The organism is Streptomyces sp. NBC_00259 (genome assembly GCF_036181745.1).
In the GTDB taxonomy this organism is placed as follows: domain Bacteria; phylum Actinomycetota; class Actinomycetes; order Streptomycetales; family Streptomycetaceae; genus Streptomyces; species Streptomyces pratisoli.
The window spans coordinates 7,030,498-7,055,719 of sequence record NZ_CP108080.1; the positions used below are offsets into that span (position 1 = coordinate 7,030,498).

Genomic DNA, 25,222 nt, shown 5'->3' on the forward strand with positions numbered 1-25,222 from the left:
CCAGATGGCCATGCCGCTCCGCCAGACCATCAGGGTCGGGACCTATCTCTTCGAACAGAAGCTCCGCAAGCGTGAGAAGTTTCCGCTGATCGTGGAGCTGGAGCCGTTGTTCGCCTGCAATCTGAAGTGCGAGGGCTGCGGAAAGATCCAGCACCCGGCCGGGATCCTCAAGCAGCGGATGCCGGTCGCCCAGGCGGTGGGCGCCGTTCTGGAGTCCGGCGCCCCGATGGTCTCCATCGCCGGCGGCGAGCCGCTGATGCACCCCCAGATCGCCGACATCGTCGGGCAGTTGGTGAAGCGGAAGAAGTACGTGTTCCTCTGCACCAACGCCATGCTGCTGCGCAAGAAGATGGACGAGTTCACCCCGTCGCGGTACTTCGCCTTCGCCGTCCACATCGACGGACTGCGCGAGCGCCACGACGAGTCGGTGGCCAAGGAAGGCGTCTTCGACGAGGCCGTCGAGGCGATCAAGGAGGCGAAGCGGCGCGGCTTCCGGGTCACCACCAATTCCACCTTCTTCAACACCGACACCCCGCAGACCGTCATCGAGGTGCTGAACTTCCTCAACGACGACCTCAAGGTCGACGAGATGATGATCTCGCCCGCGTACGCCTACGAGAAGGCGCCCGACCAGGAGCACTTCCTCGGTGTCGAGCAGACCCGCGAGCTGTTCCGGAAGGCCTTCTCCGGCGGCAACCGGCGGCGCTGGCGGCTGAACCACTCGCCGCTCTTCCTGGACTTCCTGGAGGGCAAGGTCGACTTCCCGTGCACCGCCTGGGCCATCCCCAACTACTCGCTCTTCGGCTGGCAGCGACCGTGCTATCTGATGAGCGACGGGTACGTGCCCACGTACAAGGAACTCGTCGAGGACACCGACTGGAGCAAGTACGGCCGCGGGAAGGACCCGCGGTGCGCGAACTGCATGGCGCACTGCGGATACGAGCCGACCGCCGTCCTGGCCACCATGGGCTCGCTCAAGGAGTCTCTGCGGGCCGCGCGGGAGACCGTCTCCGGAAGCCGCGGATGACCGCCGGGCAGCGGGTGGCGGGACCGTCCGCTGCCGACCGGAGTTCAACGGAACAGAGAGGGGGCACGAGCGTGACGGTGCTGGAGAACATCCGGGGGCCGCGCGACCTCAAGGCGCTGCCGGAGGCGGAACTGGAGGAACTGGCCGAGGACGTCAGGGAGTTCCTGATCCATGCCGTGGCCAGGACCGGGGGCCATCTGGGACCCAATCTCGGGGTGGTGGAGCTGTCCATCGCCCTGCACCGGGTCTTCGACTCGCCCGTCGACCGCATCCTCTGGGACACCGGACACCAGAGCTACGTCCACAAGCTCCTCACCGGCCGCCAGGACTTCTCCAAGCTGCGCGGCAAGGGGGGGCTGTCCGGCTATCCGTCCCGGGAGGAGTCCGAGCACGACGTCATCGAGAACTCGCACGCCTCCACCGTCCTCGGCTGGGCGGACGGCCTGGCCAAGGCCGGCCAGGTCCTCGGCCGCACCGGTCATGTCGTCGCCGTCACCGGCGACGGCGCGCTCACCGGCGGCATGGCCTGGGAGGCGCTGAACAACATCGCCGCCGCCAAGGACCGGCCACTGATCATCGTCGTCAACGACAACGAGCGCTCCTACGCCCCGACGATAGGGGGCCTCGCCAACCACCTCGCCACGCTGCGCACCACCGACGGCTACGAGCGCTTCCTCGCCTGGGGCAAGGACGTCCTCCAGCACACGCCCGTCGTCGGCAGGCCGCTGTACGAGTCGCTGCACGGCGCCAAGAAGGGCTTCAAGGACGCCTTCGCCCCGCAGGGCATGTTCGAGGACCTGGGGCTCAAGTACGTCGGCCCCGTCGACGGCCACGACATCGCCGCCGTCGAATCGGCGCTGAGCCGCGCCAAACGCTTCCACGGGCCGGTGCTGGTGCACTGCCTGACCGAGAAGGGCCGTGGCTACCCGCCGGCGCTGGAGGACGAGGCCGACCGCTTCCACACCGTCGGGGTGATGAACCCGTCGACCTGCGAGCCGCTGGCGCCCTCGGGCGGCCCGTCGTGGACCTCGGTGTTCGGTGACGAGATCGCCGCCATCGGCGCCGAACGGCCCGATGTCGTGGCGATCACCGCCGCCATGCTCCACCCGGTGGGACTGGCGAAGTTCGCCGAGCGCTTCCCCGAGCGGGTCTGGGACGTCGGGATCGCCGAGCAGCACGCCGCCGTGTCCGCGGCCGGGCTCGCCACCGGCGGTCTCCACCCCGTCGTCGCCGTGTACGCGACCTTCCTCAACCGTGCCTTCGACCAGCTGCTGATGGACGTGGCCCTGCACCGGTGCGGTGTCACCTTCGTCCTGGACCGGGCCGGTGTCACCGGCGCCGACGGCCCTTCCCACAACGGGATGTGGGACATGTCGGTGCTTCAGGTCGTACCCGGGCTCAGGATCGCCGCTCCGCGCGACGCGGACCAGTTGCGGGCCCAGCTGCGCGAGGCCGTCGAGGTGAGCGACGCGCCGACGGTGGTGCGCTTCCCCAAGGAGGCGGTAGCGGAGCCGCTGCCCGCGCTCGACCGGGTCGGCGGGATGGACGTGCTGCACCGCACCGAGGACGCGGAGGTGCTGATCGTCTCGGTCGGGGCGATGGGCGCGGTGTGTCTGCAGGCCGCCGATCTGCTGGAGGCCCGGGGACTGCGCTGCACCGTCGTCGACCCGCGCTGGGTCAAGCCCGTCGACGCGCAGCTCGCGCCGCTCGCCGAGCGGCACCGGATCGTCGCGGTCGTCGAGGACAACAGCCGGGCGGGCGGCGTCGGTTCGGCCGTGGGACAGGCTCTGCGGGACGCCGACGTGGACGTACCGCTGCGGACCTTCGGCATCCCCGAGCAGTTCCTCGACCATGCCAAACGCGGCGAGGTACTGGCCGACATCGGACTGACGCCGGTGGAGATCGCGGGGCGGATCAGTGCCGCGCTCGCGCGCCGCGAGGAGAGGGAGGAGCACGGGCGATGACCAAGGAGTTCGACCTCGGCCGGCTGCTCGCCGAGCGCGGTGGCGAACGGTACGGGCTGCACGCCAAGCATCTCAACCACCAGCTGCCGCGCATGCTCCACACCATCGGCTTCGACAAGGTGTACGAGCGGGGCGAGGGCGCGTACTTCTGGGACGACGAAGGCAACGACTACCTGGACATGCTCGCCGGCTTCGGGGTGATGGGCCTCGGCCGGCACCATCCGGTCGTCCGCAAGGCGCTCCACGACGTCCTCGACGCCTCGCTCGCCGACCTCACCCGCTTCGACTGCCCGCCCCTGCCCGGGCTGCTCGCCGAGAGGCTGCTGGCCCACAGCCCCCATCTGGACCGGGTCTTCTTCGGCAACAGCGGTACGGAAGCGGTCGAGACGGCCCTGAAGTTCGCCCGGTACGCGACCGGCAGACCGCGGATCCTGTACTGCACGCACGCCTTCCACGGGCTGACGACCGGTTCGCTCTCCGTCAACGGCGAGGCGGGCTTCCGGGACGGGTTCGCCCCGCTCCTCCCGGACACCGCGCTGGAACTCGGCGACCTGGCGGCGCTGGAGCGGGAGCTGAAGCGCGGCGATGTGGCGGGGTTCGTCGTGGAGCCCGTCCAGGGCAAGGGTGTGCACGAGGCGCCGCCCGGTTTCCTGCGCGCTGCGCAGGATCTGCTGCACCGGCACAAGGCGCTGCTGATCGCCGACGAGGTGCAGACCGGCCTCGGCAGGACCGGTGACTTCTACGCGTACCAGCACGAGGACGGCGTGGAACCGGACCTGGTGTGCGTCGCCAAGGCGCTCTCGGGCGGCTATGTTCCGGTCGGCGCGACCCTCGGCAAGGAGTGGATCTTCAAGAAGGTCTACTCGTCGATGGACCGGGTACTGGTGCACTCGGCGAGCTTCGGTTCCAACGCCCAGGCGATGGCGGCCGGGCTCGCCGTCCTCTCGGTGATCGAGGACGAGCAGATCGTCGCGAACGCGCGGGTGACCGGGGACCTGCTGAGGACGCGGCTCACGGCGCTCGTGGACCGTTACGAACTGCTGCACGAGGTACGCGGGCGCGGGCTGATGATCGGGATCGAGTTCGGCAGGCCGTCGTCGCTTAAGCTGCGCAGCCGCTGGACCATGCTGCAGGCCGCCCGCAAGGGACTCTTCGCGCAGATGGTGGTGGTCCCCCTGCTGCAGCGCCACCGTATCCTCACCCAGGTCTCGGGCGACCGGCTGGAAGTGATCAAGCTGATTCCGCCGCTGATCATCGGTGAGCGGGAGGTCGACCGTTTCGTGGAGGCCTTCACCGCCGTGATGGACGACGCGCACGGTGGCGGCGGGCTGATGTGGGACTTCGGCAAGACCCTGGTCAAGCAGGCCGTGGCCGAGCGCTGAGCCTCCGGGGCTGGTCGGTCGGCTTCCGCGGCTGCGCGGCCGCCCGGCCCGGATCGGTTCGGCCCGGCTCGGCTCGGATCGGCTCGGATCGGCTCGGTGAGCCTGTTCGACGGTGCCGGACCCGCGTGCTTTTGCCTCCGGGGCAATAAGTTTGCCTCGGAGGAAAACTCCTGGCCCAATGGGGGTATGAGCCATCCCTCAGGACAGCCTCCCGGCCCGTCCGCCGGCGAGGCGGCGGACGATCTGCCGGACGTCGCACCCCGGCTGCGCGCGCTGCGCCGCCGTCGCGGTCTCACGCTGGAGGCCGCCGCCCAGCGGGCGGGCCTCTCGCCCGCCCATCTCTCCCGGCTGGAGACGGGCAACCGGCAGCCGTCGCTGCCGATGCTCCTCACCCTCGCCCGTACCTACGGTACGACGGTCTCGGAGCTTCTCGGCGAGCAGGCGCCGGAGCGTGACGCGATCATCCGCGGCGGCCGGATGGGACCCGCGGAGGCCGACGGCTGGACGTACCGGCAGGCCGGGGGCCGCGGGCGGGCCATGCAGGCCCTGCGGGTGCACGTCCCGTACGGCGCCCAGGGCGATCTGGTGCGGGTCCATCCGGGCGAGGAGTGGCTCCACGTACTCGAAGGGCGGCTGCGGCTCGGCCTCGGCGACACCGTCCACGAGCTGGAGCCGGGGGACAGCGCCCACTTCGACTCCCTCACCCCGCACCGCATCGCCGCCGCCACCCATGAGGGGGCCGAGCTGCTCTTCGTCCACACGCTGCTGCAGAGCCCCGACCCGCATGCCCACCCGCACGCCTAGAGGAGACGCGTCATGTCCGAGAAGACCTCATCGAACCAGGAGACGAAGTTCCCGGTCGGACTGGTCGTCCGACTCTTCGCCTACCTCGTGGCGGGCCATCTGTTCGCGGCCTTCCTCTATCTGCTGTTCACCGTCGGCGGCGAGTGACCCGGACCGACACCGGGCGGGCCTCAGACCGAGCCGTCGAGCAGCCGCTCACGCAGCCGCTCACGCGTCTCGGGTGCGAGCTTCAGTCCCTCGGAGAGGTAGCGCTCGGTACCGCCCCAGACCTCGTCCATGGTCGCGAACGCCGCCGCCAGATACTCGGCCCGGGCGTCGAACAGCGGGCTGAGCAGCTCCATCACCTCCGGCGACATCCCGGCCGGTGAGGTGTCGCTGCGGCGCACCTTGTAGCGCCGGTGCGGGTCGTTCGACTTGAGGTAGTCGGCCTCGATCGCCTCACGCTCGACACCCACGGCCAGCAGCGAGATCGCGATCGACAGGCCCGCCCGGTCCTTGCCCGCCGCACAGTGCATCAGCGCCGGCACGCTGTCCTGCGCCAGCGCGTGCAGCACGCGGCTGTGCTCGGCGGTGCGCTCCTTGATGATCGTGCGGTAGGAGGCGGTCATCCGGCCGGCGGCCTTGCCGTCGGCGAGGATCGTCTTCAGCTGGTCGAGATCACCGTCGCGGACCATCCGCCAGAACTCGGCGCCGTCAGCCGGGTCGGACAGCGGGATGTTCACGTTGCGCACCCCCGGCAGCTCGACGTCGGGGCCCTCCAGCCTGTGGTCCGCCGCATTGCGGAAGTCGAAGACCGTGTGGAGCCCGAGCGAGCCGAGGAAGGCGGCGTCGCTGCCGGTCGCGTGCGCGAGATGGCCGCTGCGGAAGAGCCGTCCGTAGCGCGTCCGGTGCCCGTCGACGGTCGGCAGTCCGCCCACGTCCCGGAAGTTGCGAACCCCGGACAGCTCGGGCTCGGTCGGCGGGGTCTGGGGCAGCTGCTGCGTCACGGGGGCTCCTCCGTGTCTGCGGTCGGCGCTGCTCGCCGACAAAGGGGCGCGGTGCTGACCCTACGACATCGATTCCTCAGGCAAGTATTTCGGCCCATGGCCGCAAGGCCGTTGCCCTGCTGATGAATTGCGCCCGATGATGTGCGGACGTGTGCGAATTTGAGGGGTCTGGATGATCGAGACGGTTGGTGACGGTCGCATCTGGGTTCTGTCCGGGCTGACGAGCAGCTATGCGCTGCTCGTCACCGACCGGGACGAGCTGCTGCATCTGCACTGGGGACCGCGGATCGGCCCGGCCGACGCCGAGGCGCTCGCCGCCGACCCGCTTCCGCCCGAACGGGGCTTCGAGTCGCCGCTCGACGGGCACGAGGAGTATCCCGTCGAGGGCGGCCCCCGATTCGTCCGGCCCGCGCTGTCCGTCCGTACCCCTCAGATCCGTGGCACCGAATGGCGCTTCACCGCCGGCGGCGTCGAGGACGGTGACGAGCTGCGGCTGGGGTTCGCCGACCCCGTGCACGGCCTCGCGCTGACGCTGCACTACCGGATGCGGGACGACTCCGATGTGATCGAGCGCTGGGTCACGGTGACCCACGTCGGGGAGGGGCCCGCACTGGAGCTGCTGCGCGCCGACGCGGCCGTCTGGACGCTGCCGCCGCGCGAGCGCCGCCGGCTCTCCCAGCTGCACGGCCGATGGGCCGCCGAGTCCCGGCTCGTACGGACCGAGCTCACGTACGGGGAGACGCTGATCGGCTCGCGCCGGGGTCACACCGGGCATCAGCACCTGCCGTGGGTCGCCGTCGACGACGGCACGGCCACGGAGGAGTCCGGGGAGGTGTACGGCTGCGCCCTCGGCTGGTCGGGATCCTGGCGCATCGCCGTGCACCAGCTGCCCGACGGCCAGGTGCAGATCAGCGGCGGCGCCGGCCACGACGACTCCGGACTGCTGCGGCTCGCACCCGGTGAGTCGTACGTCTCACCCGTGTTCGCCGGGCTGTGGAGCGAGGGGGGATTCGGCGGCGCGAGCCGGTCCTGGCATGCCTGGCAGCTCGCCCACGTCCTTCCCGGGGCCGGGGACTCGCGCCCGGTCCTCTACAACTCCTGGGAGGCGACCGGCTTCGACATCTCCGAGGAGCAGCAGCGCGCGCTGGCGGCCCGGGCCGCCCGGATGGGGGTGGAGCTCTTCGTCGTGGACGACGCGTGGTTCGGGCGGCGGACGAGCGACCGGGCCGGGCTCGGGGACTGGACACCGAATCCCGACCGCTTCCCCCGGGGGCTGAAGCCGCTCGCCGACGAGGTGCACGCGCGGGGAATGGCGTTCGGGATCTGGGTCGAGCCGGAGATGGTGAACGCCGACAGCGATCTGTACCGGGCGCACCCGGACTGGGTGCAGCACCACCGGGGGCGGACCCGGACCGAGTTCCGTCATCAGCTGGTGCTGAACCTCGCCCGCGGGGACGTCCAGGAGTACCTCTGGGAGCGGCTGGACACGCTGCTGTCCTCGACGCCCGTCGACTATGTGAAGTGGGACTTCAACCGCTGCTTCACGGACGCGGGCTGGCCCGGGGAGCCGTACCCGCAGAAGCTGTGGGTCGAGCACGTCCACGCGCTCTACGCCCTGCTGGACCGGCTGCGGGCCGCGCACCCCGAGGTCGCCTTCGAGAGCTGCTCGGGCGGCGGGGGCCGGATCGACCTGGGGATCCTCTCCCGCACCGACCAGGTGTGGACCTCCGACAACACCGACCCGCTGGACCGGCTCGCCATCCAGCACGGCTTCGGGCAGCTGCACCCGGCGAGAGTGATGGCCGCATGGGTCACGGACAGCCCGAACGTCCAGCTCAACGGAAGGGTCAGCACCCTGCGCTTCCGGTTCGTGAGCGCCATGGCCGGGGTGCTCGGCATCGGCGGCGACCTCACCGCATGGAGCGAGGACGAGCTGACCGAGGCGCGTGACTGGGTGGAGCTCTACAAGAAGATCAGACCGGTCGTCCAGCACGGCGAGCTGTACCGGCTGCGGCCGCCGGCGGGCGGGCTGAGCGCGGTGCAGTATCTGCGCGGGGACGAGGCCGTCGTACTGGCCTGGCTGCAGTCCCAGCACCACGGAGAGCTTCCGCCGCGGCTCCGGCTGCGCGGGCTCGACCCGTCGGCGGAGTACGAGTGCCTGGACACCGGCCGCCTCCACCGGGGCGCCGTCCTCCTCCATCACGGCTTCTCCACCGGCCTGAGGGGTGACCTCGACGCGATGGTCCTCCGCCTGCGCCGCCGGGCCTGACCATCGCGCCGGGCCCGGCGGAACGCCGGGCCGTCTGACGGTGGCGCCGGGCCTGGCGGGACGCCGGGCGGAGGTCCTCGACCGGGTTCGAGGGCAACTCGGCCTGCGCCGTGGCGAGTTCCGGGGAGCGGCGGTCGAATTGCTGAATTCACCTGTTGTTCGGAATTGGTTCCGCACACGGAAAGGGCTCGCCTTTTCGCGGCCACTCGCGCCATTGGATGCATTCCGTCGCTAATGAGCGATGTGTCCGGATTGGGCGTTTTTGTATAACGCGCCCCGGTTGAATAGGGGATGGGGATCCGCCCGTGAGCGGGATCATATCCGTGACGTTCTGTGGTGGTGCACCGCGGCCGGACCCCCTTGTCCCCTGGGAAATCGAAGATCCGTAATCCACGCAGCGTGACCGGGAAATGTGCGCTGATATCCGGTAGGGGGATTCCCGGGGGGAATAGACGGCTTGTTCACTTCGACCCGGCTCGCTTACGGTCACCGCAATCCGGTCGGAACGCCCAATCCTGCCGCCGTCCGGAATATCGCACCCACCCACGTGTGGCAGGAGCGGGGGACCCAGGTAGTACGCCGTCCGGAGCCCCGGACGGCTTGGGGTGAAGTCGCGCGAGTCGCGCGGCCGGGCAGCTCCAGCCCGAACCCGACAGCTCACCTCGCAGGCGGCGGAGAGGAATTCGCCATGCCCGGTAAGGGTAAGCATCGCCGTCCGAGGACCAGCCCGTTCACGCGCGGATTCGTCGCCGCAGGAACGGGCGGGGCCGCCATCGCACTCCCGCTCATGGGTGCCGCCGGTGCGCACGCCGCCGAGAAGTCCGCGCCCGTCGCAGCCCCCGAGCGGGTCGCCTCGGTCGCTCACAAGGCCGTCACCCCGCAGGCGCCGCAGGCTCCCAAGGCGCCGAAGCCGTACACGGTCGTGGCCGGTGACTACCTCTCCAAGATCGCCGATGAGCACAACGTCAGCGGCGGCTGGAAGAAGCTGTACGCCGACAACCGCGCCGCCGTCGGTACGGACCCCTCGCTGATCCACCCGGGTCTGAAGCTCGTCCTCGGCGGCAAGGCGACGGCCCAGGGTGAGGCGAAGGCCCAGCCGAAGCCCGAGCGGAAGGCCGCGGCCCCGGCCAAGAAGGCGCCCGCCGACAAGGCCGCCGCCAAGGCCGAGAAGGCGGAGAAGGCCCAGAAGGCCGTGAAGGCCGAGAAGTCGTCCGCTTCCGTCGAGCGTGCCTCCCGCACCGCCGACCGCGCCGCCGGTGCCGCGGCCGCTCCGGCCGCTGCCCAGGCCCCCGCGCCCTCGGGCTTCTTCGCCCCGGTCACCAGTGGCATCGGCACCGCGTACAAGACCGCCGGTGCCATGTGGTCCAGCGGCTACCACACCGGTGTCGACTTCGTCGCCTCCACGGGGACGTCCGTGAAGTCGGTCGGCCCGGGCACCGTCGTCTCGGCCGGCTGGAGCGGTGCGTACGGCAACGAGGTCGTCATCAAGCACGGCGACGGAACGTACTCGCAGTACGCCCATCTCTCGCAGCTCTCCGTCGCGTCCGGCGACGGTGTCACCGGCGGCCAGCAGATCGGGCTGTCCGGCTCCACCGGCAACTCCTCCGGCCCGCACCTGCACTTCGAGATCCGGACGAGCCCGAGCTACGGCTCGGACATCGACCCGCTGGCCTACCTGCGCCAGCACGGTGTCTCGATCTGACGCACCTGACACGGCGTCCCGAACCTGACGCCGCGCGACTCCGTCCGTCGGCCCCGCGCAGGGGCCGGCGGACGCCCGCGTTTTCGCGGGTCTCCGCCTATTCCCGCTTTGCCGAAAACTGACCTGGTGGTCTATATCACGCCCCGTCAACCCCTCCCTACGGTGGCGTAGGTCACTTCTCACCGGGAAAGATGGCTCGACGTGGCAGACGATTCGCGATCAAGAACAAAGGGCTCATTCGGGTCGTACGCGGCGATCGGTGACAGCTTCACCGAGGGGGTCGGAGACGCGGGACCCGGCGGACAGTTCGTCGGATGGGCGGACCGCCTCGCGGTCCTGCTGGACGACCGCGTACCGGAACACACCTTCCGCTACGCCAATCTCGCCGTACGCGGCAGGCTCCTGGACCAGATCGTCGAGGAACAGGTCCCGCGCGCGAAGGAACTCGCCCCCGACCTGGTGACGTTCTGCGCGGGCGGCAACGACATCATCCGGCCCGGCACCGACCCCGACGACGTCGCGGAGCGCTTCGAACGGGCGGTCGCCGAACTCGCCACCTCCGTCGGCACCGTCATGGTGACGACCGGGTTCGACACCCGCGACGTGCCCGTCCTGCGCCATCTGCGCGGCAAGATCGCCACGTACACCGCGCACGTCCGCGCCATCGCCGACCGCTACGACTGCCCCGTCCTCGACCTCTGGTCGCTCAAGTCCGTCCAGGACAGACGTGCCTGGGACGACGACCGGCTGCATCTCTCGGCCGAGGGCCACACGCGTGTGGCACTGCGCGCCGCCCAGGTGCTCGGCGTGGACGTGCCCGCGGACCCGGACCAGCCGTGGCCGCCGCTGCCGCCGCGCGGCACGCTCGAAGTCCGCCGCGACGACATCCAATGGGCGCGCGAGTACCTCGTGCCGTGGATCGGCCGTCGGCTCCGGGGCGAATCGTCCGGCGACCATGTGGAGCCCAAGCGCCCGGACCTGCTTCCGCTCTGAGTTCCTTCGCTGCGGGCACGTCTCTACGCGGAGGCGGGGATCCTCTCCAGGACCCCGCCCGCGAACACGTCGTACAGCGGCAGCGACTCCAGATGGACATAGCCGATGTGGCAGTCGCACACCGCGAGCGGGCAGGCGCGCGGTCGCAGCGCCGCCCTGTACGAGCCGTCGTAGAGATTGCCCAGCTCGGCCGGGACGAAGTGGCAGCGCCGCACCGTCCCGTCACCGTCGACCGAGATCACCGACTCGCCCGTACGGCACGGCAGACCGGCCGAGCGGTGCGGATGGCGGCTGTACGGGAAGAGGGGGTCGAGGGCCGTCCAGCGGGCGGCCTCCTCGTCCGTGTAGTCACGCCCCTCCGCCGCGTTGACCCACAGATAGACGTGCTCCGGGAGATCGGCCCGCAGCCGGCGGGCGGCCTCCAGATGCTCCTCGAAGCCGACGATCCCGACACTGAACCTGATGCCGCGCGCCGACAGTTCACGGCACTTGCCGAGGAAGCGGTCGTACGGCGTCTGCCCCGGGTGGTACGTGCACCACAGCGCGAGGGTGTCCGGATCGGCCTCCGCCAGCCAGTCCGTACGGCAGCTCAGATTCGTCTGGATGGCCACGCGGCGGATGTGCGGCAGCCGGGACAGCTCGGCCAGCGTGCGCCGGTACCAGGAGCGCACCAGGCCCTCGCCCCAGGGCGTGAAGAGCACCGACAGCCGGTCCTCCGGCTGCCGCGCCGCCGCCCAGCCCGCGAACCGCTCCAGCGCGTCACGGTCGGCCCGCAGCTGCTCCCGGCTGTCACGGCGCTTGGCGAACGGGCAGTAGGGGCAGTCGTAGTCGCAGGAGGCCAGCGGCCCCCGGTACAGCACGGTCAGGTCCATGCGCGTCTCACTTCGCCTCGTACGCGGCCATCGCGGCCCGTACGGCGGGCGAGAACAGCGCGGGACCCAGGGCGTCGGAGTACGCCAGCCCCTCCGGAGTGAGGCGCAGCAGTCCGCCGTTCTCCTCCAGCCAGCCGCGATCGGCGAAGGCGGCCAGCTCGGCCGGGAAGTCGTCCGCCGGAGCGGTGCCGAACCGCGTCCGGTACTCGGCCACCTCCATACCTCGCGCCTGCAACAGCGACTGGAGCAGATGGCGGCGCCGCGCCTCGTCGGTGTCGATCCGCCGGCCGACCTCGGCACGCGTGAAGTCCTCCGTGGCCGTGTAGTCGTCGATGATCGTGCGTATCCGGCGCATGTCGACGGCGTAGTCGAAGGAGTAGTGCAGCCCCGACGTGTACGAACGCGCCCCGCAGCCGAGGCCGATCATGCCGTCGGTCTGGCAGGCGTGGTCGTCCGGGCCGCCGAGTGCCGCGTCCGGACCGCCGGTGCGGCGGAACATGCGCATCGACACCTGCTCGTACCCGTTCGCCAGCAGGTGCTCACGGCCGTACCGGTACAGACGCAGCCGCTGCTCGTCCCAGACGGTGTCGAGGTCCGTGCCGGTCCCCGGCTCCGTACCCGTGCCGTCGAGGCGGCCGAGCCCGGTCAACGGCCGCACATAGAGGGGGTAGAGATACAGCTCCTCGGGCCGCCAGGCGAGCGCCGCGTCGAGCGAACGGCGCCAGGTCGCCTCCGTCTGGCCGTCGATGCCGTAGATCAGGTCGATGTTGAGGACGGGGATCGCTGTGTCCCGGATGCGGGAGAGCGCGGCCTCGACATCGGCGCGCCGCTGCGGGCGGACGGCGGCCCTCGCCTCGTCGTCGACGAAGCTCTGGACGCCGATGCTCAGCCGGGTCGTCCCGCGCTCGGCGAGCACGGCGAGCCGGTCGGCGGTCGCGGTGGCCGGTGAGGTCTCCACCGAGAACGGCACCGCGCGCAGGTCGGCGCCCATTCGCCGCTCCGCGATGTCGCAGAGCCGCTCCAGCTCCCCGGCGGTGAGGAAGGTCGGTGTGCCGCCGCCGAACGCGGCGGCGGCGAAGCGGACCGGGCCGGTGCTCGTGCCCTTGCCCGTGCCCGCGATGCTGTCCGTGACCTTGTCCCTGCCCGCGTCGCCGAGGGCGTCACGGACGGCCAGGGCCTGTCGCTCCAGCGCGTCGAGATAGCGCGTGGTCAGTTCGTCCGGGGCGCCGATCCGCGTGAAGAGGTTGCAGAAGCCGCAGCGGACCTCGCAGAACGGGATGTGGAGGTAGAGGGAGAGCGCGTCCTTGGGCTCGGGTCTCCACAGCTCGCGCAGCACGGGCCGGTCCGGCAGTGGGCGGTAGGACGTCTTGTGCGGATAGGCGTAGACGTAACTCTGGTACGGGCGGATCACGTTCGTGTCGGTGCTCGTGCTCGTGCTCGTGCTCGTGCTCGTGTTCGTCATCGTGCTCGCGTTCATCGGGCGCCCTCCGCCGGGCCGGGGCCGGGCAGGAAGAACTGCGCGTACGGAACGGTCCAGACGACCTCGTGGCCGAGCCGGTGTCCGGTGTAGCCGCCGTCGCCGTACGCCGTGCCGTGGTCGGAACAGACGATGGCGAAGCAGCGACGCCGGCTGCTCGCGGCGGCGAAGAGCCGGCCGATGTGCCGGTCGACGTACTCCAGCGCGGCGGCATGGGTCTCGCGCGTGTCGCCGCTCTCGCGGGTCGCGCCGGGCAGATGGAACCAGTTGGGCTGGTGCAGCGCGGACACATTGACGAACAGGAACAGCCGCTGGTCGTGCGGGAGCGAGGCGACCACCTTCTCGGCCCGGTCGACCTGGGACTCGAAGGAGGTGGGGGAGACCACGCCGAACTCCGGCTCCCAGTGGCTGTCCTGGAACAGCCCGGGCAGCACGGAGCCCAGCGGGCCCTGCCGGTTGAAGAACCCGACGCCCCCGACGCACACCGTCCGGTACCCGGCCTGCGCGAGTCCGGAGACCAGGTCGGGTGTGTCGTACACGAACGTGCCCTCGGCGGTCGTCTCACTTCCCGCGAAGCGCGCGGCGAACAGTCGTGGATGGGGACCGGGGGCGGCCGGTGTCGGCAGGAAGCCGGCGAAGATCGCCTGGTGCGAGGCGTAGGTGAAGCTGCCCGGGGCGTGCCGCCGCTCCCAGACGCCGCCGGGCAGATGGCGCGCCAGATTCGGGATGCGGCCGGCCGCCGCGAGCTCCTCCGCGACGTCGAAGCGGAGGGTGTCGAGCGTGACGAGCAGCAGATCGTCCGTGCCGACGACGGACGACATGTCGACCGTCGTGCTCGTCCCGGCGGGGACGTCCGGCCCGTGCGTGGTGGTCATGCCGGACCGGCCGTGAGCGGCTGAGTGGTGCATGGCTGTTCCTCGTGGTGCGGTGGAAGGGCGGCGGCGACCTGGGCCGCATACGTGTCGAGGCCCTCGGCGCCGCTGCCGGGCAGCCCCGTGAGTCCGGGCAGCAGATCGCCGAACGCGTTGACCTCGCCGACGGCGAACCTGCGCCAGCCGGTGGCCGGCAGCAGATCGACGCCGACGCACAAGGTCTCCGGGAAGAGGGCGGCCGCCCTCTCGGCCAGGCCCAGCACGTCGTCGCGCCAGCTGCGGCCCGCGGCCCGAACGGCCGTCCCGGCCTCGGCCAGATCGCCCCGCAGGCCGCCCAGATGCAGATTGGTGAGCGGCGAGCGACTGGTCCGTACGACCGCGTGGGTCGCCCGGCCGGCGACGACCACGACGCGCAGATCGGCGGCCCTGCCGTGCTGGAGGGCCTTGGGCAGCCAGCGCTCGATGTGCAGACCGTCGGGCGCGAGCGTGTCCACGATCGCGGCGATCTCGGACTCCCCCGTGTAGCGGCGGAGCCGGAGCGAGTTGAACAGCCGCCCGTCCGGCGTCCGTTCGACCGAGGTGGTCGCCCGGATCCGGCCACCGCCGGCGACCTCCACCGCGAGGACACCCGAGGCGGAGGAACCATGGGCGAGCTTCACGAACACACGGTGGAAGCACGGCAGGCCGAGCACCGCACGCACGTCGTCCCAGCCCCGCACGACAGGAGCCGCGGCCCCCGAGGTGGGCGACGGCGGCACCGCCACCCCGGCCGACTCGAGCCGCTCGTGGCACAGCCGCTTGTCGAACAGCACGGCGACGTCGGCCGGATCGTCGAGCAGCGTGCCGCCCGCCGCCTCCACGGCCTGCGCCACGGCCCGGACGGCCTGTGTGAAGCGGGCGTACCAGCGGCCGGTGCCCTCGACCCTGGCCGGGTCGTCTGCGCCGCGCAGCAGCAGGTCCACCTCCGGGTCCTCACCGGGGGAGTCGATCCGTACGATCTCGCCCGGCAGGAACCGGGCCCTGCCGTGCAGAACGTCCAGCCAGGGGACGACACGCGCCTCGGGCAACCCCGCGGCGCGCACGGCCCGCCGGAAGAACGCCACCCGGCGGTTGTCCGGGATGCCGACGACCGCGAAGCGCGGTGGTGCGGCCGGTCTCACTCGGCCACCGCGGTGAAACGGCCGCCGTCCTCGTCGTCGTCCCAGGGCTTCTGCTCGTCGTCGAGGTCGACGGCGACTCCGGCCGGTTCCAGGGACCGGCGTATGCGCTCGGCCATCGCCTCGCTGATGAAGTGGTGATGCAGGTCGAGCTTCTTGAGGTGGGTGAGCGGCTGGCCTTCGAGCAGGGCCGCGGCGCCCCGGTCGCCGAGGGTGCCCATCGACAGGTCCAGGGTGTCGAGGCGCTCGACGACCGGGGCGGCGGCGAGCGCCGCGGCGATCTCGTCCTGGATCTCACTGTTGCGCAGGGCGAGCCGGCGCAGGCGGGGCAGCCGGGTGCCGGCGAGGAACGGCTCCAGATCGGCGATCTCGGCGTCGGCGCCGTACCAGGACGTGCCGAGCCAGAGGTCCAGGTGCTCCAGCGCGGGCAGTTCGCTCGCCGCGATGCCCCGCACCACCTGGACGGGCAGACCACCTGTCTCGACCCGGAGCGTCCGCAGGCTCTCGTGGCGCACGGCGTCGAAGACCAGGTCCTGGCCTCCGCGTACACCGAACTCCAGCAGGTCGGGGAAGCCGCCCAACAGCGGGGTGACATCGCCCTGGTGGATCCAGGAGATCTCACACTCCTCGAAGGTGATGTCACCGACGAACAGGGCGCGCAGCCGCGGCAGCCGCTCGCGCGCGGCGAGCAGCGCGGAGAAGACCTCGCTCGGACCGCTGTCGTACGCGTCGCTCCAGGAGCCGACGATCAGCGCCCGGACCTGCGTGGGGTCGACAGCGGCGGTGAAGCGGGCGAAGGCCTCCTCCCACTCCTCCTCGCTCTCGTACGAGTCGACGCCGACCCGCCAGGCGACGGACGCGGCGTCCGGCAGCCCGTCCGCCTTCGCGTCGGCGCCGGGGAAGTCGAACGCGGGCAGGCCGTGCAGCTCCTGCAGGTGGTCCCCAATGGTCATGACGATGCTCCAGACAGCGGACGGCGTGGATCGGCTGATGTGCGAGAAGTTGTACCAAGCGGCACTGACAACGTCTGCCGCGGGGGCGTGCGAAGTCCGGGCCCGGCCGGGCGCTCTTCTCCCGTGAACGCGGCTGTGTTCCGATGAGGACATGGACCGGGCAGCACGGCGGGGATACAGCGGCACGGGACCGGGAGCGATCACGCCCGACGGGTGTGCCGTCGAGGTGTACGAGCGTCTTCCGGTGCTCGACGAACCCGATGTCATCGAGGGCGCCGTGCCCGCCGGGGCGGCCGTCCTGGAGCTGGGCTCGGGAACCGGCCGCATCACGCATCCGCTGGTGCGGCGCGGGTTCTCGGTGACGGCCGTCGACGAATCACCCCAGATGCTGGAAAGGGTCACCGGCGCACGGACCGTGTGCAGTTCCATCGAGTCACTGGATCTCGGCAGTCGCTTCGACGTCGTGCTGCTGGCGTCCTTCCTCGTCCACGCGGCCGGTCCGCAGGTGCGCCGGCGGCTGCTGGAGACGTGCCGGCGGCATGTCGAGGACGACGGGTGCGTCCTGATCCAGCGGGAAGCGCAGGGGCGGCACGAGAATCTGCCGCAGGAGCGGTCGGTCCCCGGAGGCCTCGTGCGGGTGGTCTCGTCCGAGCCGGCCGGACCGGGGGTCCGTTCCGTCCATGTCGAGTACGTGTTTCCCGACGCCCGCTGGACGCAGACGTTCCTGTCCTGCCCGCTGAGCGACGAGGCGTTCGAGTCCGCACTGACACAGGCGGGGCTCGCCGTCGACACGTTCCTCACCGAGGACCGCACCTGGGTCCGGGCGCTGCCGGTCACGAGCTGACCTCTCGGCCGCCTCCGGTCGAGCCGACTCCCCGTCATTGTCAGACCCTGCCTCTAACTTCGGTTCCAGGTCCGGCGCACTCGGCGCCGGATGCCGAGGGGAGAGCCATGTACCGGCAGGGAGATGTGCTGATCGTGCCCGTCGCGGAGGACGCCGTCCCGGCGCACACCGAGGGCGCGCCGGGGGAGCCGAGGGACGGCCGCGGGCGCCTCGTGCTCGCGCTGGGCGAGGTCACGGGTCACGCCCATGCGCTGACGGGTCCCGGCCGGCTCTTCCGCGAACCGGGCTCGGCCGGACCGATGTTCCTCCACCTTCCCGAGGGCGGGCGTGTGGTGCACGAGGAGCATGCGCCGATACCGCTGCCCAAGGGCTGGTACCGGGTGGTGCGCCAGCGGGAGTACATCCCGGGCGCGGTGCGGATCGTCGCGGACTGAGGGCGTCGGCCCGGTCGGGCGGCACGGGCCGCGGCGATCGGGAGATCGGACGCAGACGCAGACACATCCGCATACGCAGCCGCCGGCGCGCATCAGGCAACCGGCAACAGGCAACCGGCGGCAGCCGACTGACAGCAGATGACAGGGAATCAGGGGACGGGGCTTCGATGCAGTACGTGGACAAGTGGCGGGCCGTGGCGGCGGCGACCGGGCAGGCCGACCGGGCGGCCGCGGAGGAAGGCGTCCGGCTGGCCTACCGCACCGCCGGGCTCGCCGAGCCCGAGCGGTTCGTGTGGGCAGCGTCGCCCAGGGCCGGGGCGACGGCGGTGCGATCCCTGGAGGACGCGGGCCGCTCGGTGCGTGAGGAGGTCAGGACGCTGCCCTGGGCCGAGGAGCGCCGCCGGGTGCACGACGCACTCGGCCCCGCGGGCTGGACCGAACTGTGGGGGAGCAGCGGCGCGCTGCTGTGGGAGTCCACGCGCGCCCTCGCCGAGCGGATACGGGCCGGAGTGGCCGACTCCTGCGCCGACGAGGCGGCGGCGCTCGCCCCGGGAGACGCCGAAGCGGCGGCGGACGCCGAGCGGAAGGCCGTCCGGCTGGTGCTGCTGGACGCGGTGCTGGGCCAGCACGACGCGGCCTGGCTCGCCGCCTTCGAAGGCCGCGGCGACCGGCTCACGGGCCTGGCCCGGGTGGCGGAGCACGCGGGATGGTGGTGGCCCTTCGAGAAGGCCGTGGTGATCTGCGAGCGCCCGGTGGAACTGCACCGCGACGAAGCCGGCCGGCTGGACCGCGGTGACGGCCCGGCACTGGCGTTCTCCGACGGCTTCGAGCTGCACGCCTGGCGTGGAATGCCCGTTCCCGCCGCGTTCCTCGCCGGACTGGCCACCCTGACCCCGGAGCGCATACGCGCCGAGGAGAACGCGGAACTGCGGCGCGTCATGCTCGAGTTCTACGGCTACGACCGCTACCTGTCCGAATCGGACGCGCGGCCCGTCCACCGCGACGAGACCGGCGTGCTGTGGCGCATCGCGCTGGACGACGACGAGGACGTCACGATGGTCGAGGTCGTCAACTCCACGCCGGAGCCGGACGGTACGCACAAGACGTACTGGCTGCGGGTGCCGCCCACCACCGGCACCGCGAAGGAGGGCGTCGCCTGGACCTTCGGCCTGGACGCCGGGGCCTACGCCCCGCTGCGTCAGACCTGAGCCGCCGCCAGTTCCGCGGGACCGATCAGCGCCGAACTGCCGACGCCCGTACAGGCGTAGGCCCCCGCGACCGCGCCCAGCCTCGCGCAGTCCTCGATGTGGCGTCCCCCCAGCCGCCCGTAGAGGAAGCCGCAGACATACGCGTCGCCCGCGCCGTTGGAGTCCACCACCGGTGTGGGCGGCACCGTCGCCGGTATGGGACGCGGGGTCCGGCCGCCGTCGCGCGTCATCAGATACGAGCCGCCGGCCCCGGCCGTCGCGATGACCGCCTCGGCCCGGCCCTCCCGCAGGATCTCCCGCATCACCGACGCGATCCGCCCACCGGCACCCGCCGCGCTCAGGAAGACCACGTCGGAGCGCAGCGCGAACTCCCTGTGGTAGTCGTCCACTCCGTCCCAGTCGTGGAGATCGGTCGACACGGTCACCCCGAGCTCCGCGATGTCGTCGTACAGGAACCGGGCGAAGTCCATGATCGACAGATGCACATGGCGGGCCCGCCGGAGATGGGGGAGGTAGAAGTCGCGCGGCATCCGCAGATCACCGGAGTCGCGGGGGTCGTAGAACGACATCCTGCGGCCCGTCGCGTCCACGAGGTTCACCGCACGCCGCGTGCCGGAAGGGGAGACCAGATGCTCGAAGTCCACACCCCCGTCGGCCAGCCGCTCACGGACCTGTTCGCCCGGCCGGTCGTCACCGATGAAGTCCAGGAAGGTCACGCCGAGTCCGAGGGCCCGGCAGCCGAGGGCCACATTGCCGCCCGTCTGGCCGGGCCACTCCACTATCGGCGGTACCCCGACCGAATCCGCCGGCGGGACCGGCAGCGATCCGACACGGACCACCGTGTCGACCCCGCTGCCACCGATCACCAATACGTCGAGGTCCGGCCGATCCGTAAGCTGCTGCGCCGACACCGTCTTCCCTTCTGCGCGCCTTCGGTGGCTACGCACTCTGCCGGGTCAGCGCCTCGCGGTCGAGCCCCAGTTCACGGGCGAGCGCCTCCTCCGCCCACTCCAGCATGGCGGAGCGGCTGAGCGAGCCCGCGTACGACGTCATCTGCACGGCCAGACCGTCCAGCAGAGCCGTCAGCCGCCAGGCCGCCGAGGCCGGGTCCGCGCAGGGGAATTCGCCCGCCGCCGCACCCTCCGCGATGACCGCGGTCAGCTCCGCCTTCCACTGCCGGTCCAGATCGCGGGACACATCGCGCAGCGCGGGTTCCCGCAACGCCGCGGCCCAGCCCTCGATCCACAGCCGCCATCCCTTGGCCTGCCCGGTCGGTGCGTACCAGCGGACCGCGGCCCGCAGCCGCCGTACCGCCGACGTCCGGCGCCCGAGGAGCTTGCGCAGATGGGCCAGGTCACCCTCCGCGGCATAGGTGAAGGCGGCCGCGACGAGCTTCTCCTTCGTCGAGAAGTGGTACAGCACCAGCGCGTTGCTCACCCCGAGGGCCGAGGCGACGTCGGCGATCCGCAGGGCGGCCACACCACGGGCCTCGATCTGCTCCACGGCGGCCCGCAGCAGCTCTTCCTGCCGCTCCGCCACGCTCAACCGGACTCTCGCCACGGCGCCACCCTATGCCGTGGTGACCATGGCGTGGAGCGGCGTCTCAGGAATGCCCGGCGGCGAACGGTCCGGCGGAGCCGAAGGCCGCGGCGGCGAAGCGTTCGCCGATGCGGCGATGGGTCGCGGCGTCCGGGTGGAGCTGGTCGGGCAGCGGCAGTTCGGCGAAGTCCGCCTCGCCGTAGAGGGCGCGCCCGTCGAGGTGGTGGAGGTTCGGGTCGTCGGCCGCGCGCTGCTTCACGACACGCGCCAGTTCGTCCCGGATGACGTTGAGCGTCAGCTTCCCGCCGGCCCGCTCCGCGGGATCGCCCGCGGCCCGGAACCGGAGCCGTCCCTCCTGGAGCATGCTGAAGTCCGGTTCGGTGGGGCCCGGGGTGTCCTCGTGGATGGGGCAGTAAAGGGGCGAGACGACCAGCAGTGGTGTGGTGGGGTGTCCCTCGCGGACGGTGTCGAGGAAGCCGTGCACCGCCGGGGTGAAGGCGCGCAGGCGCATCAGGTCGGTGTTGACCAGATTGATGCCGATCTTGATGCTGATCAGGTCCGCGGGGGTGTCACGCAGGGCGCGGGCGGTGAAGGGGTCGAGCAGGGCGCTGCCGCCCAGGCCGAGGTTGATCAGTTCCACGGCGCCGTGGGACGCGGCCAGCGCCGGCCAGGTCGTGGTGGGACTCTCGGCGTCGGAGCCGTGACTGATCGAACTGCCGTGGTGCAGCCACACCCTGCGGCCCCGCTCCCGCACCGGCTCGACGGGGGCGTCGGTGCGCAGGGCGACCAGCTGGGTGATCTCGTTGTGCGGCAGCCAGATCTCGATGTCCTTCACACCCTCGGGCAGCGGGGGAAAGCGCACGGTGCCGACCGGGCCGGGCCGGGTCTCCACGGACCCGTCGGCCATGTCCACCATCAGGACGTTCCCGCCGGTCGTGCCGGCCCGGGCGGTCAGACGGCCGTCGACGAGCAGGTCGTACACGCCGTCAGGGCGGGGCGGCGCACCTCGATAAGCCGTCTTGGTACGGAGGGTGTCCAGCTCGACGACGGTGGCCTCGGTACGGAACACCAGCCGTACGCCGGACGGCTGTGCCTCGGCCATCGCCAGCTGCCCGTCGGAGCACTGGGCGCGGGCCGTGGCGGGCAGCCGGTGCGGCAGCAACCCGTGCTCGGTGCGTTCCACTTCGAGCGCGCCGAGCAGGAGGTCCTCGGTGACGGGCGTGGCGAACCGCTCCGTTCCCCGGGACGGTCCGGAAGGGCGGGACGGTCCAGAAGGGCCGGCGGTGGGGTCGTGCCGTGCGTTCATGAACTCAGCCTGCCAACGGGATACCTGATCCACACATGGTTTTCCGCTCTCCTTCCGCCCGGTGTCCCGGTCTCTCCTCGCCCGGTGCGCCGTCGTCCGCCCGCGATCAGCCGGCGAGCTCCAGCAGGCGTCGGTCCGCCCCATGGCCACCGACCACCGCAAGGCCGACGGGGAGTCCGTCCACCGACATCCGCGGCAGCACCAGACACGGGAGGCCCGCGCTGCTCGCCGGGCACGTGAGGCGGAAAGTGGCGTCCCGGAGCGCGGACTTGCGCTCGGGGGACTCGTCGATGAGCGGAGCGGGGCCGCCCGCCGCGGGCAGCAGCAGCACCGTGTCCTCGCGGAGGGCCGCCCGCAGGGTGCGGCCCGCCCGGTGGACCGCCACCTCGGCGGTTGCCCGGCGCTCGGCGGTGACCTCCGAGGCGCGGGCGAAGCGGGCGCCGATCCCCGGCCCCAGCACACCGGGATGGGCACTCAGCCAGTCGCCGTCGCACTCCCAGGCCTCGGCCGCCTGGGCGATCGCGAACGCCTGGGCCAGGTCCGTCGGATCGGCGCCCAGGGTCGGTACGTGTGCGAGGTGCAGTCCGGCCCGCTCCGCGAGTTCCGCGGCCGCCGCGGGGAAGGCCTCACGTACCCCCGGATCGGCGAGTGCGAGGAGGTCCGCGACCACCAGCGCCGTACGGAACGGAGCGCCGGCCTCCGCGCCGGCCGGCAGGAGGACGTCGCCCACACGCGCCAGGGTTCCCGCGTCCCGCGCGAGCCAGGCGACGGTGTCGAACGACGGCGCCAGCGGCAGCATCCCGGTGACGGGTACGGCGCCATGGGACGGCCGCAGCCCGTACAGCCCGCAGTACGAGGAGGGCACCCGGATCGAACCGGCCGTGTCGCTCCCGAGACCGGCGTCGGCCTCGCCGAGCGCCACCGCGGCGGCGGGACCGCTGGAGGAGCCGCCGGGCACCCGGCCGGGCGCGGCCGGGTTGGGAGGGGTGCCGTAGTGCGCGTTCGTACCGTTGAGGCTGTAGGCGAACTCGTCGGTCCGGGCGATCCCGGTCACCTCGGCCCCGGCGTCCAGCAGGGCCGCCACCGCCCAGGAGTGGGCGGGCTGCGGTTCGGCCTCGGCCAGCCATGCCGGGTTGCCGGCGCCGGTCGGGTGCCCGGCGACGGCGTACACGTCCTTCACCGCCAGCCGCAGCCCGCGCAGCGGCCCGCGGCCGGAGCCGGCGACCAGGGGCTCACCGCGCTCCCGCCACACCGTCGTGTCCATGTCCGCCGACTTCATCGTGGGCCTCCTTGTCTGCGAGGACAGCCCGCTCATCGAAGCATCCCCGGGACGTGCGGGTGGGCAGCCGGGACGTGCGGGTGGGCAGGCTGAGCAGGCCTGCCCGCAGGCGTCAGGGGGCGTACCACCCGAAGCGGTCCGCGATCTCCGGAAGCCGGTCGGCGACGATCGCGTGGGCGGCGGCGCGGGGGGTGGTGCCGTCCGCCTCCGCACGCGTGAGCATCCGGTCGACCAGGGCGCGCATGGACCGGCGTGTGTACGCGAACGCCTCGTCCGCGTCCGCGCCGATGTCGCCGAAGAGGGTCCACCACCACCAGGCGTTCGTGCCGGAGTTCACGACGACGTCCGGCAGTACGGTGATCCCGCGCGCCCGGAGCAGCTCCTCCGCCTCCGGGAGGACCGGCATGTTGGCCGCCTCGACGATCCAACGCGCCCGGATCAGGGCCTGGTTGGCGAGGTCGACGGCATAGGAGACAGCGGCCGGTACCAGCACCTCCACGTCGGCGGACAGCCAGGCGTCACCGGAAAGTTCGAGGTCGCCGGGCCGCAGCGCCGCACGGTCCACCGTCCCGAAGGCGTCCCGCGCGGCGAGCAGGGCCTCCACGTCCAGGCCCTCCGGGTGGGCGATCGTCCCCTTGATGTCGGCCACGGCGACGATCCTGAGCCCCGCCCGGGACAGGAAGCGCGCCGTCGCCCCGCCCATCGTGCCGAGGCCCTGCACGGCGACCCGGGTCCCCTCGTGCCGCACACCCGCGCGGTCCAGCGCGGCGAGCACCGACTCGGCGACCCCGCAGCCGCCGACCAGCTCGTCGAGGCCGATGCCGTCGACCTCGACGGCGAACGCGTCGGCGAGCCTCTCGCGTGCCGCCGTCTCGTCGTCGAGCAGCGGGTACACGGCCTGCACGGACGAGACGAGCCCTGCCTCGGCGGCGGCCCTGTCGACGAGGTCCTGGGTGAGCCCGAGGTCCTCCCCGGTGGTCCACATGTGCTCGACGTACGGCCGCATCGCGCGCAGATAGCGGACCAGGACGCCGTAGGCCTCCGGGTCGCGCGGGTCGCAGTCGATTCCGCCCTTCGCCCCGCCGAGCGGGACGTACCGGCCCTCCGGGTTGTAGTGCAGCGCCTCCTTCATGGACATGCCCCGCGCCAGCCCGGCCACCTCGTCGAGCGTGCAGCCCTCGCGCATCCGCAGCCCGCCGCTGCACACCCCACGGACGAGCCGGTCGACCACGAGATGGCCCTGGCGCCCGGTGACGTGATCCGTCCAGGTGAGCGAGACCAGCGGGCTGGGGTGGGACATCAGGGCCTCCGGATACGGCTTCGAACTGAACCGTCGGTCAGTATCCGGAGGGGGTCGCAACCATGTCAACGCCGCTCGCCGGGGGCACCGGAACCGGTATCCGCGTCGGCGGCTGCGCCGGCCGGCCGCTGCGGCAGCTCGCACAGGTCCTTGAAGCCCTGGCTGGTGAGCCCCAGCGCGGAATTCATCCGCGACCGCAGGTTCTCCACCGCCACCATCGCGGTGAGCTCGACGTACGCCGCCTCACCCAGCGCCGTGACCAGCCGCTCGGCCAGCTCGTCCGTCACCTCCGGCGGATTCGCGGTCATCGCCTCCGCGTACTCCATGACGTCCCGCTCCAGCGGGGTGTACACCGTGCTCCGCCGCCACACGGGCACGTCACGCACCTTCCGTACGTCCATGCCACGCCGCTGGTTCTCCCAGTGGCCGAAGTCCATGCACCAGCTGCAGCCGATGGAAGCCGCCGACGCCATCACGGCCAGCCCCTTGAGGTCGGCGTCCAGCCGGTTCCACTTCGCGACGGCCAGCTCGAAACGGAGGTCGGCGCGCAGGACCTTCGGATTGTGGCCGAGGGCCTTCGCGGGGTCGAGGACCTTTCCGTACGTCCGCGTCGAGTACCACTCCATGGCGCGGTGGAAGAGCGTACGGGGCGGGGTCAGGGAGATGCGGGCCATCAGGGGCTCCTCGGTCGTCGGGGTGTCGCGGTGTCGTGCCGTTGTGCGGCGACACCCGTACGACGGACGGGCCCGGTACGGATGTGACATCCGGGGCCCGCCCCGGCATTTTTCTTCGCCCTTGTACGTTGCGACTGCCGTGGGGGTTGTCGCGACCCCGGGCCCGTGGGCCCGGCGGGG

At 71.8% G+C, this 25,222-nt stretch carries 23 protein-coding genes and 1 riboswitch; of the genes, 11 read left to right on the plus strand and 12 right to left on the minus strand.

Annotated elements, in window-relative coordinates; genetic code table 11:
• The first annotated feature begins 4 nt into the window (after positions 1–4).
• The 5 genes from hpnH (at position 5) to OG766_RS31560 (ending at position 5,324) form a co-directional block, all read left to right on the plus strand.
• Positions 5–1,027, plus strand: coding sequence for an adenosyl-hopene transferase HpnH (gene hpnH, locus OG766_RS31540; RefSeq protein WP_266385918.1), 1,023 nt, complete (start codon positions 5–7; stop codon positions 1,025–1,027).
• Between the two features lie 71 nt (positions 1,028–1,098).
• Positions 1,099–2,991, plus strand: a complete 1,893-nt coding sequence (dxs, locus tag OG766_RS31545; protein WP_328726877.1) for a 1-deoxy-D-xylulose-5-phosphate synthase — start codon at positions 1,099–1,101, stop codon at positions 2,989–2,991.
• Entirely contained in the window at positions 2,988–4,373 is a 1,386-nt protein-coding gene (locus OG766_RS31550) for an aspartate aminotransferase family protein (protein ID WP_328726879.1), read from the plus strand. The genes dxs and OG766_RS31550 overlap by 4 nt, the downstream gene beginning before the upstream one ends.
• Before the next feature lie 186 nt (positions 4,374–4,559).
• The gene (locus OG766_RS31555) at positions 4,560–5,177 is read left to right on the plus strand and encodes a helix-turn-helix domain-containing protein (protein WP_266385910.1); all 618 of its coding nucleotides are present in this window, start codon (positions 4,560–4,562) and stop codon (positions 5,175–5,177) included.
• A gap of 12 nt (positions 5,178–5,189) precedes the next feature.
• Positions 5,190–5,324: a DUF6126 family protein gene (locus tag OG766_RS31560; RefSeq protein WP_266385907.1), complete on the plus strand. Its 135-nt coding sequence runs from the start codon at positions 5,190–5,192 to the stop codon at positions 5,322–5,324.
• A gap of 23 nt (positions 5,325–5,347) precedes the next feature.
• On the opposite strand, the gene OG766_RS31565 is transcribed toward OG766_RS31560, so the two are convergent.
• Positions 5,348–6,163: a tyrosine-protein phosphatase gene (locus tag OG766_RS31565; protein WP_328726882.1), complete on the minus strand. Its 816-nt coding sequence runs from the start codon at positions 6,161–6,163 to the stop codon at positions 5,348–5,350.
• A 172-nt stretch (positions 6,164–6,335) separates the two neighbouring features.
• On the opposite strand from OG766_RS31565, the gene OG766_RS31570 reads away from it, so the two are divergent.
• From OG766_RS31570 to OG766_RS31580, 3 genes are all read left to right on the plus strand, one after another.
• Complete coding sequence (locus OG766_RS31570; RefSeq protein ID WP_266385900.1) at positions 6,336–8,432, plus strand: alpha-galactosidase; 2,097 nt, start codon at positions 6,336–6,338, stop codon at positions 8,430–8,432.
• Between the two features lie 530 nt (positions 8,433–8,962).
• A riboswitch (cyclic di-AMP (ydaO/yuaA leader) is annotated at positions 8,963–9,116 on the plus strand.
• A gap of 4 nt (positions 9,117–9,120) precedes the next feature.
• A complete protein-coding gene (locus tag OG766_RS31575; RefSeq protein WP_328726884.1) occupies positions 9,121–10,134 on the plus strand; it encodes a M23 family metallopeptidase in 1,014 nt (337 codons plus the stop codon).
• 201 nt (positions 10,135–10,335) lie between these two features.
• The gene (locus OG766_RS31580) at positions 10,336–11,127 is read left to right on the plus strand and encodes an SGNH/GDSL hydrolase family protein (RefSeq protein WP_328726886.1); all 792 of its coding nucleotides are present in this window, start codon (positions 10,336–10,338) and stop codon (positions 11,125–11,127) included.
• A gap of 23 nt (positions 11,128–11,150) precedes the next feature.
• Here the strand turns inward: OG766_RS31580 and OG766_RS31585 are convergent, their stop codons facing one another.
• From OG766_RS31585 to OG766_RS31605, 5 genes are read right to left on the minus strand one after another with little or no spacing between them, the layout of a single operon-like run.
• Positions 11,151–11,999 carry an STM4011 family radical SAM protein gene (locus tag OG766_RS31585; RefSeq protein ID WP_266385892.1) on the minus strand — a complete coding sequence of 283 codons (849 nt, stop codon included), beginning with the start codon at positions 11,997–11,999 and terminating at the stop codon, positions 11,151–11,153.
• 7 nt (positions 12,000–12,006) lie between these two features.
• Positions 12,007–13,461 carry an STM4012 family radical SAM protein gene (locus OG766_RS31590; protein WP_328727555.1) on the minus strand — a complete coding sequence of 485 codons (1,455 nt, stop codon included), beginning with the start codon at positions 13,459–13,461 and terminating at the stop codon, positions 12,007–12,009.
• 11 nt (positions 13,462–13,472) lie between these two features.
• Entirely contained in the window at positions 13,473–14,297 is an 825-nt protein-coding gene (locus OG766_RS31595) for an STM4013/SEN3800 family hydrolase (RefSeq protein WP_266388670.1), read from the minus strand.
• A 50-nt stretch (positions 14,298–14,347) separates the two neighbouring features.
• Positions 14,348–15,508: an STM4014 family protein gene (locus OG766_RS31600; protein ID WP_266385887.1), complete on the minus strand. Its 1,161-nt coding sequence runs from the start codon at positions 15,506–15,508 to the stop codon at positions 14,348–14,350.
• The gene (locus tag OG766_RS31605; RefSeq protein ID WP_328726889.1) at positions 15,505–16,458 is read right to left on the minus strand and encodes an STM4015 family protein; all 954 of its coding nucleotides are present in this window, start codon (positions 16,456–16,458) and stop codon (positions 15,505–15,507) included. The genes OG766_RS31600 and OG766_RS31605 overlap by 4 nt, the downstream gene beginning before the upstream one ends.
• A 151-nt stretch (positions 16,459–16,609) precedes the next feature.
• Between OG766_RS31605 and OG766_RS31610 the strand changes: the two genes are divergently transcribed.
• The 3 genes from OG766_RS31610 to OG766_RS31620 all read left to right on the plus strand — a co-directional run bounded on the left by OG766_RS31610 (position 16,610) and on the right by OG766_RS31620 (position 18,944).
• A complete protein-coding gene (locus OG766_RS31610) occupies positions 16,610–17,302 on the plus strand; it encodes a class I SAM-dependent methyltransferase (RefSeq protein ID WP_266385882.1) in 693 nt (230 codons plus the stop codon).
• Positions 17,303–17,409: 107 nt separating this feature from the next.
• Positions 17,410–17,736: a hypothetical protein gene (locus tag OG766_RS31615; protein WP_266385880.1), complete on the plus strand. Its 327-nt coding sequence runs from the start codon at positions 17,410–17,412 to the stop codon at positions 17,734–17,736.
• Between the two features lie 167 nt (positions 17,737–17,903).
• Positions 17,904–18,944, plus strand: a complete 1,041-nt coding sequence (locus OG766_RS31620) for a DUF6745 domain-containing protein (RefSeq protein ID WP_266385877.1) — start codon at positions 17,904–17,906, stop codon at positions 18,942–18,944.
• Here OG766_RS31620 and OG766_RS31625 read toward each other — a convergent pair.
• The 6 genes from OG766_RS31625 to OG766_RS31650 form a co-directional block, all read right to left on the minus strand.
• Positions 18,935–19,855 carry a carbohydrate kinase family protein gene (locus OG766_RS31625; protein ID WP_266385875.1) on the minus strand — a complete coding sequence of 307 codons (921 nt, stop codon included), beginning with the start codon at positions 19,853–19,855 and terminating at the stop codon, positions 18,935–18,937. The two genes, OG766_RS31620 and OG766_RS31625, sit on opposite strands and share 10 nt — an antisense overlap.
• A 28-nt stretch (positions 19,856–19,883) precedes the next feature.
• A complete protein-coding gene (locus OG766_RS31630; RefSeq protein WP_266385873.1) occupies positions 19,884–20,504 on the minus strand; it encodes a TetR/AcrR family transcriptional regulator in 621 nt (206 codons plus the stop codon).
• Positions 20,505–20,547: 43 nt separating this feature from the next.
• Positions 20,548–21,789: a GDSL-type esterase/lipase family protein gene (locus tag OG766_RS31635; protein WP_328726890.1), complete on the minus strand. Its 1,242-nt coding sequence runs from the start codon at positions 21,787–21,789 to the stop codon at positions 20,548–20,550.
• Positions 21,790–21,895: 106 nt separating this feature from the next.
• Positions 21,896–23,068: an amidase gene (locus tag OG766_RS31640; protein WP_328726891.1), complete on the minus strand. Its 1,173-nt coding sequence runs from the start codon at positions 23,066–23,068 to the stop codon at positions 21,896–21,898.
• A 112-nt stretch (positions 23,069–23,180) separates the two neighbouring features.
• Positions 23,181–24,368: a glutamate dehydrogenase gene (locus OG766_RS31645; RefSeq protein ID WP_328726893.1), complete on the minus strand. Its 1,188-nt coding sequence runs from the start codon at positions 24,366–24,368 to the stop codon at positions 23,181–23,183.
• A gap of 65 nt (positions 24,369–24,433) precedes the next feature.
• Complete coding sequence (locus OG766_RS31650) at positions 24,434–25,042, minus strand: carboxymuconolactone decarboxylase family protein (RefSeq protein ID WP_266385862.1); 609 nt, start codon at positions 25,040–25,042, stop codon at positions 24,434–24,436.
• Between the last annotated feature and the right edge of the window lie 180 nt (positions 25,043–25,222).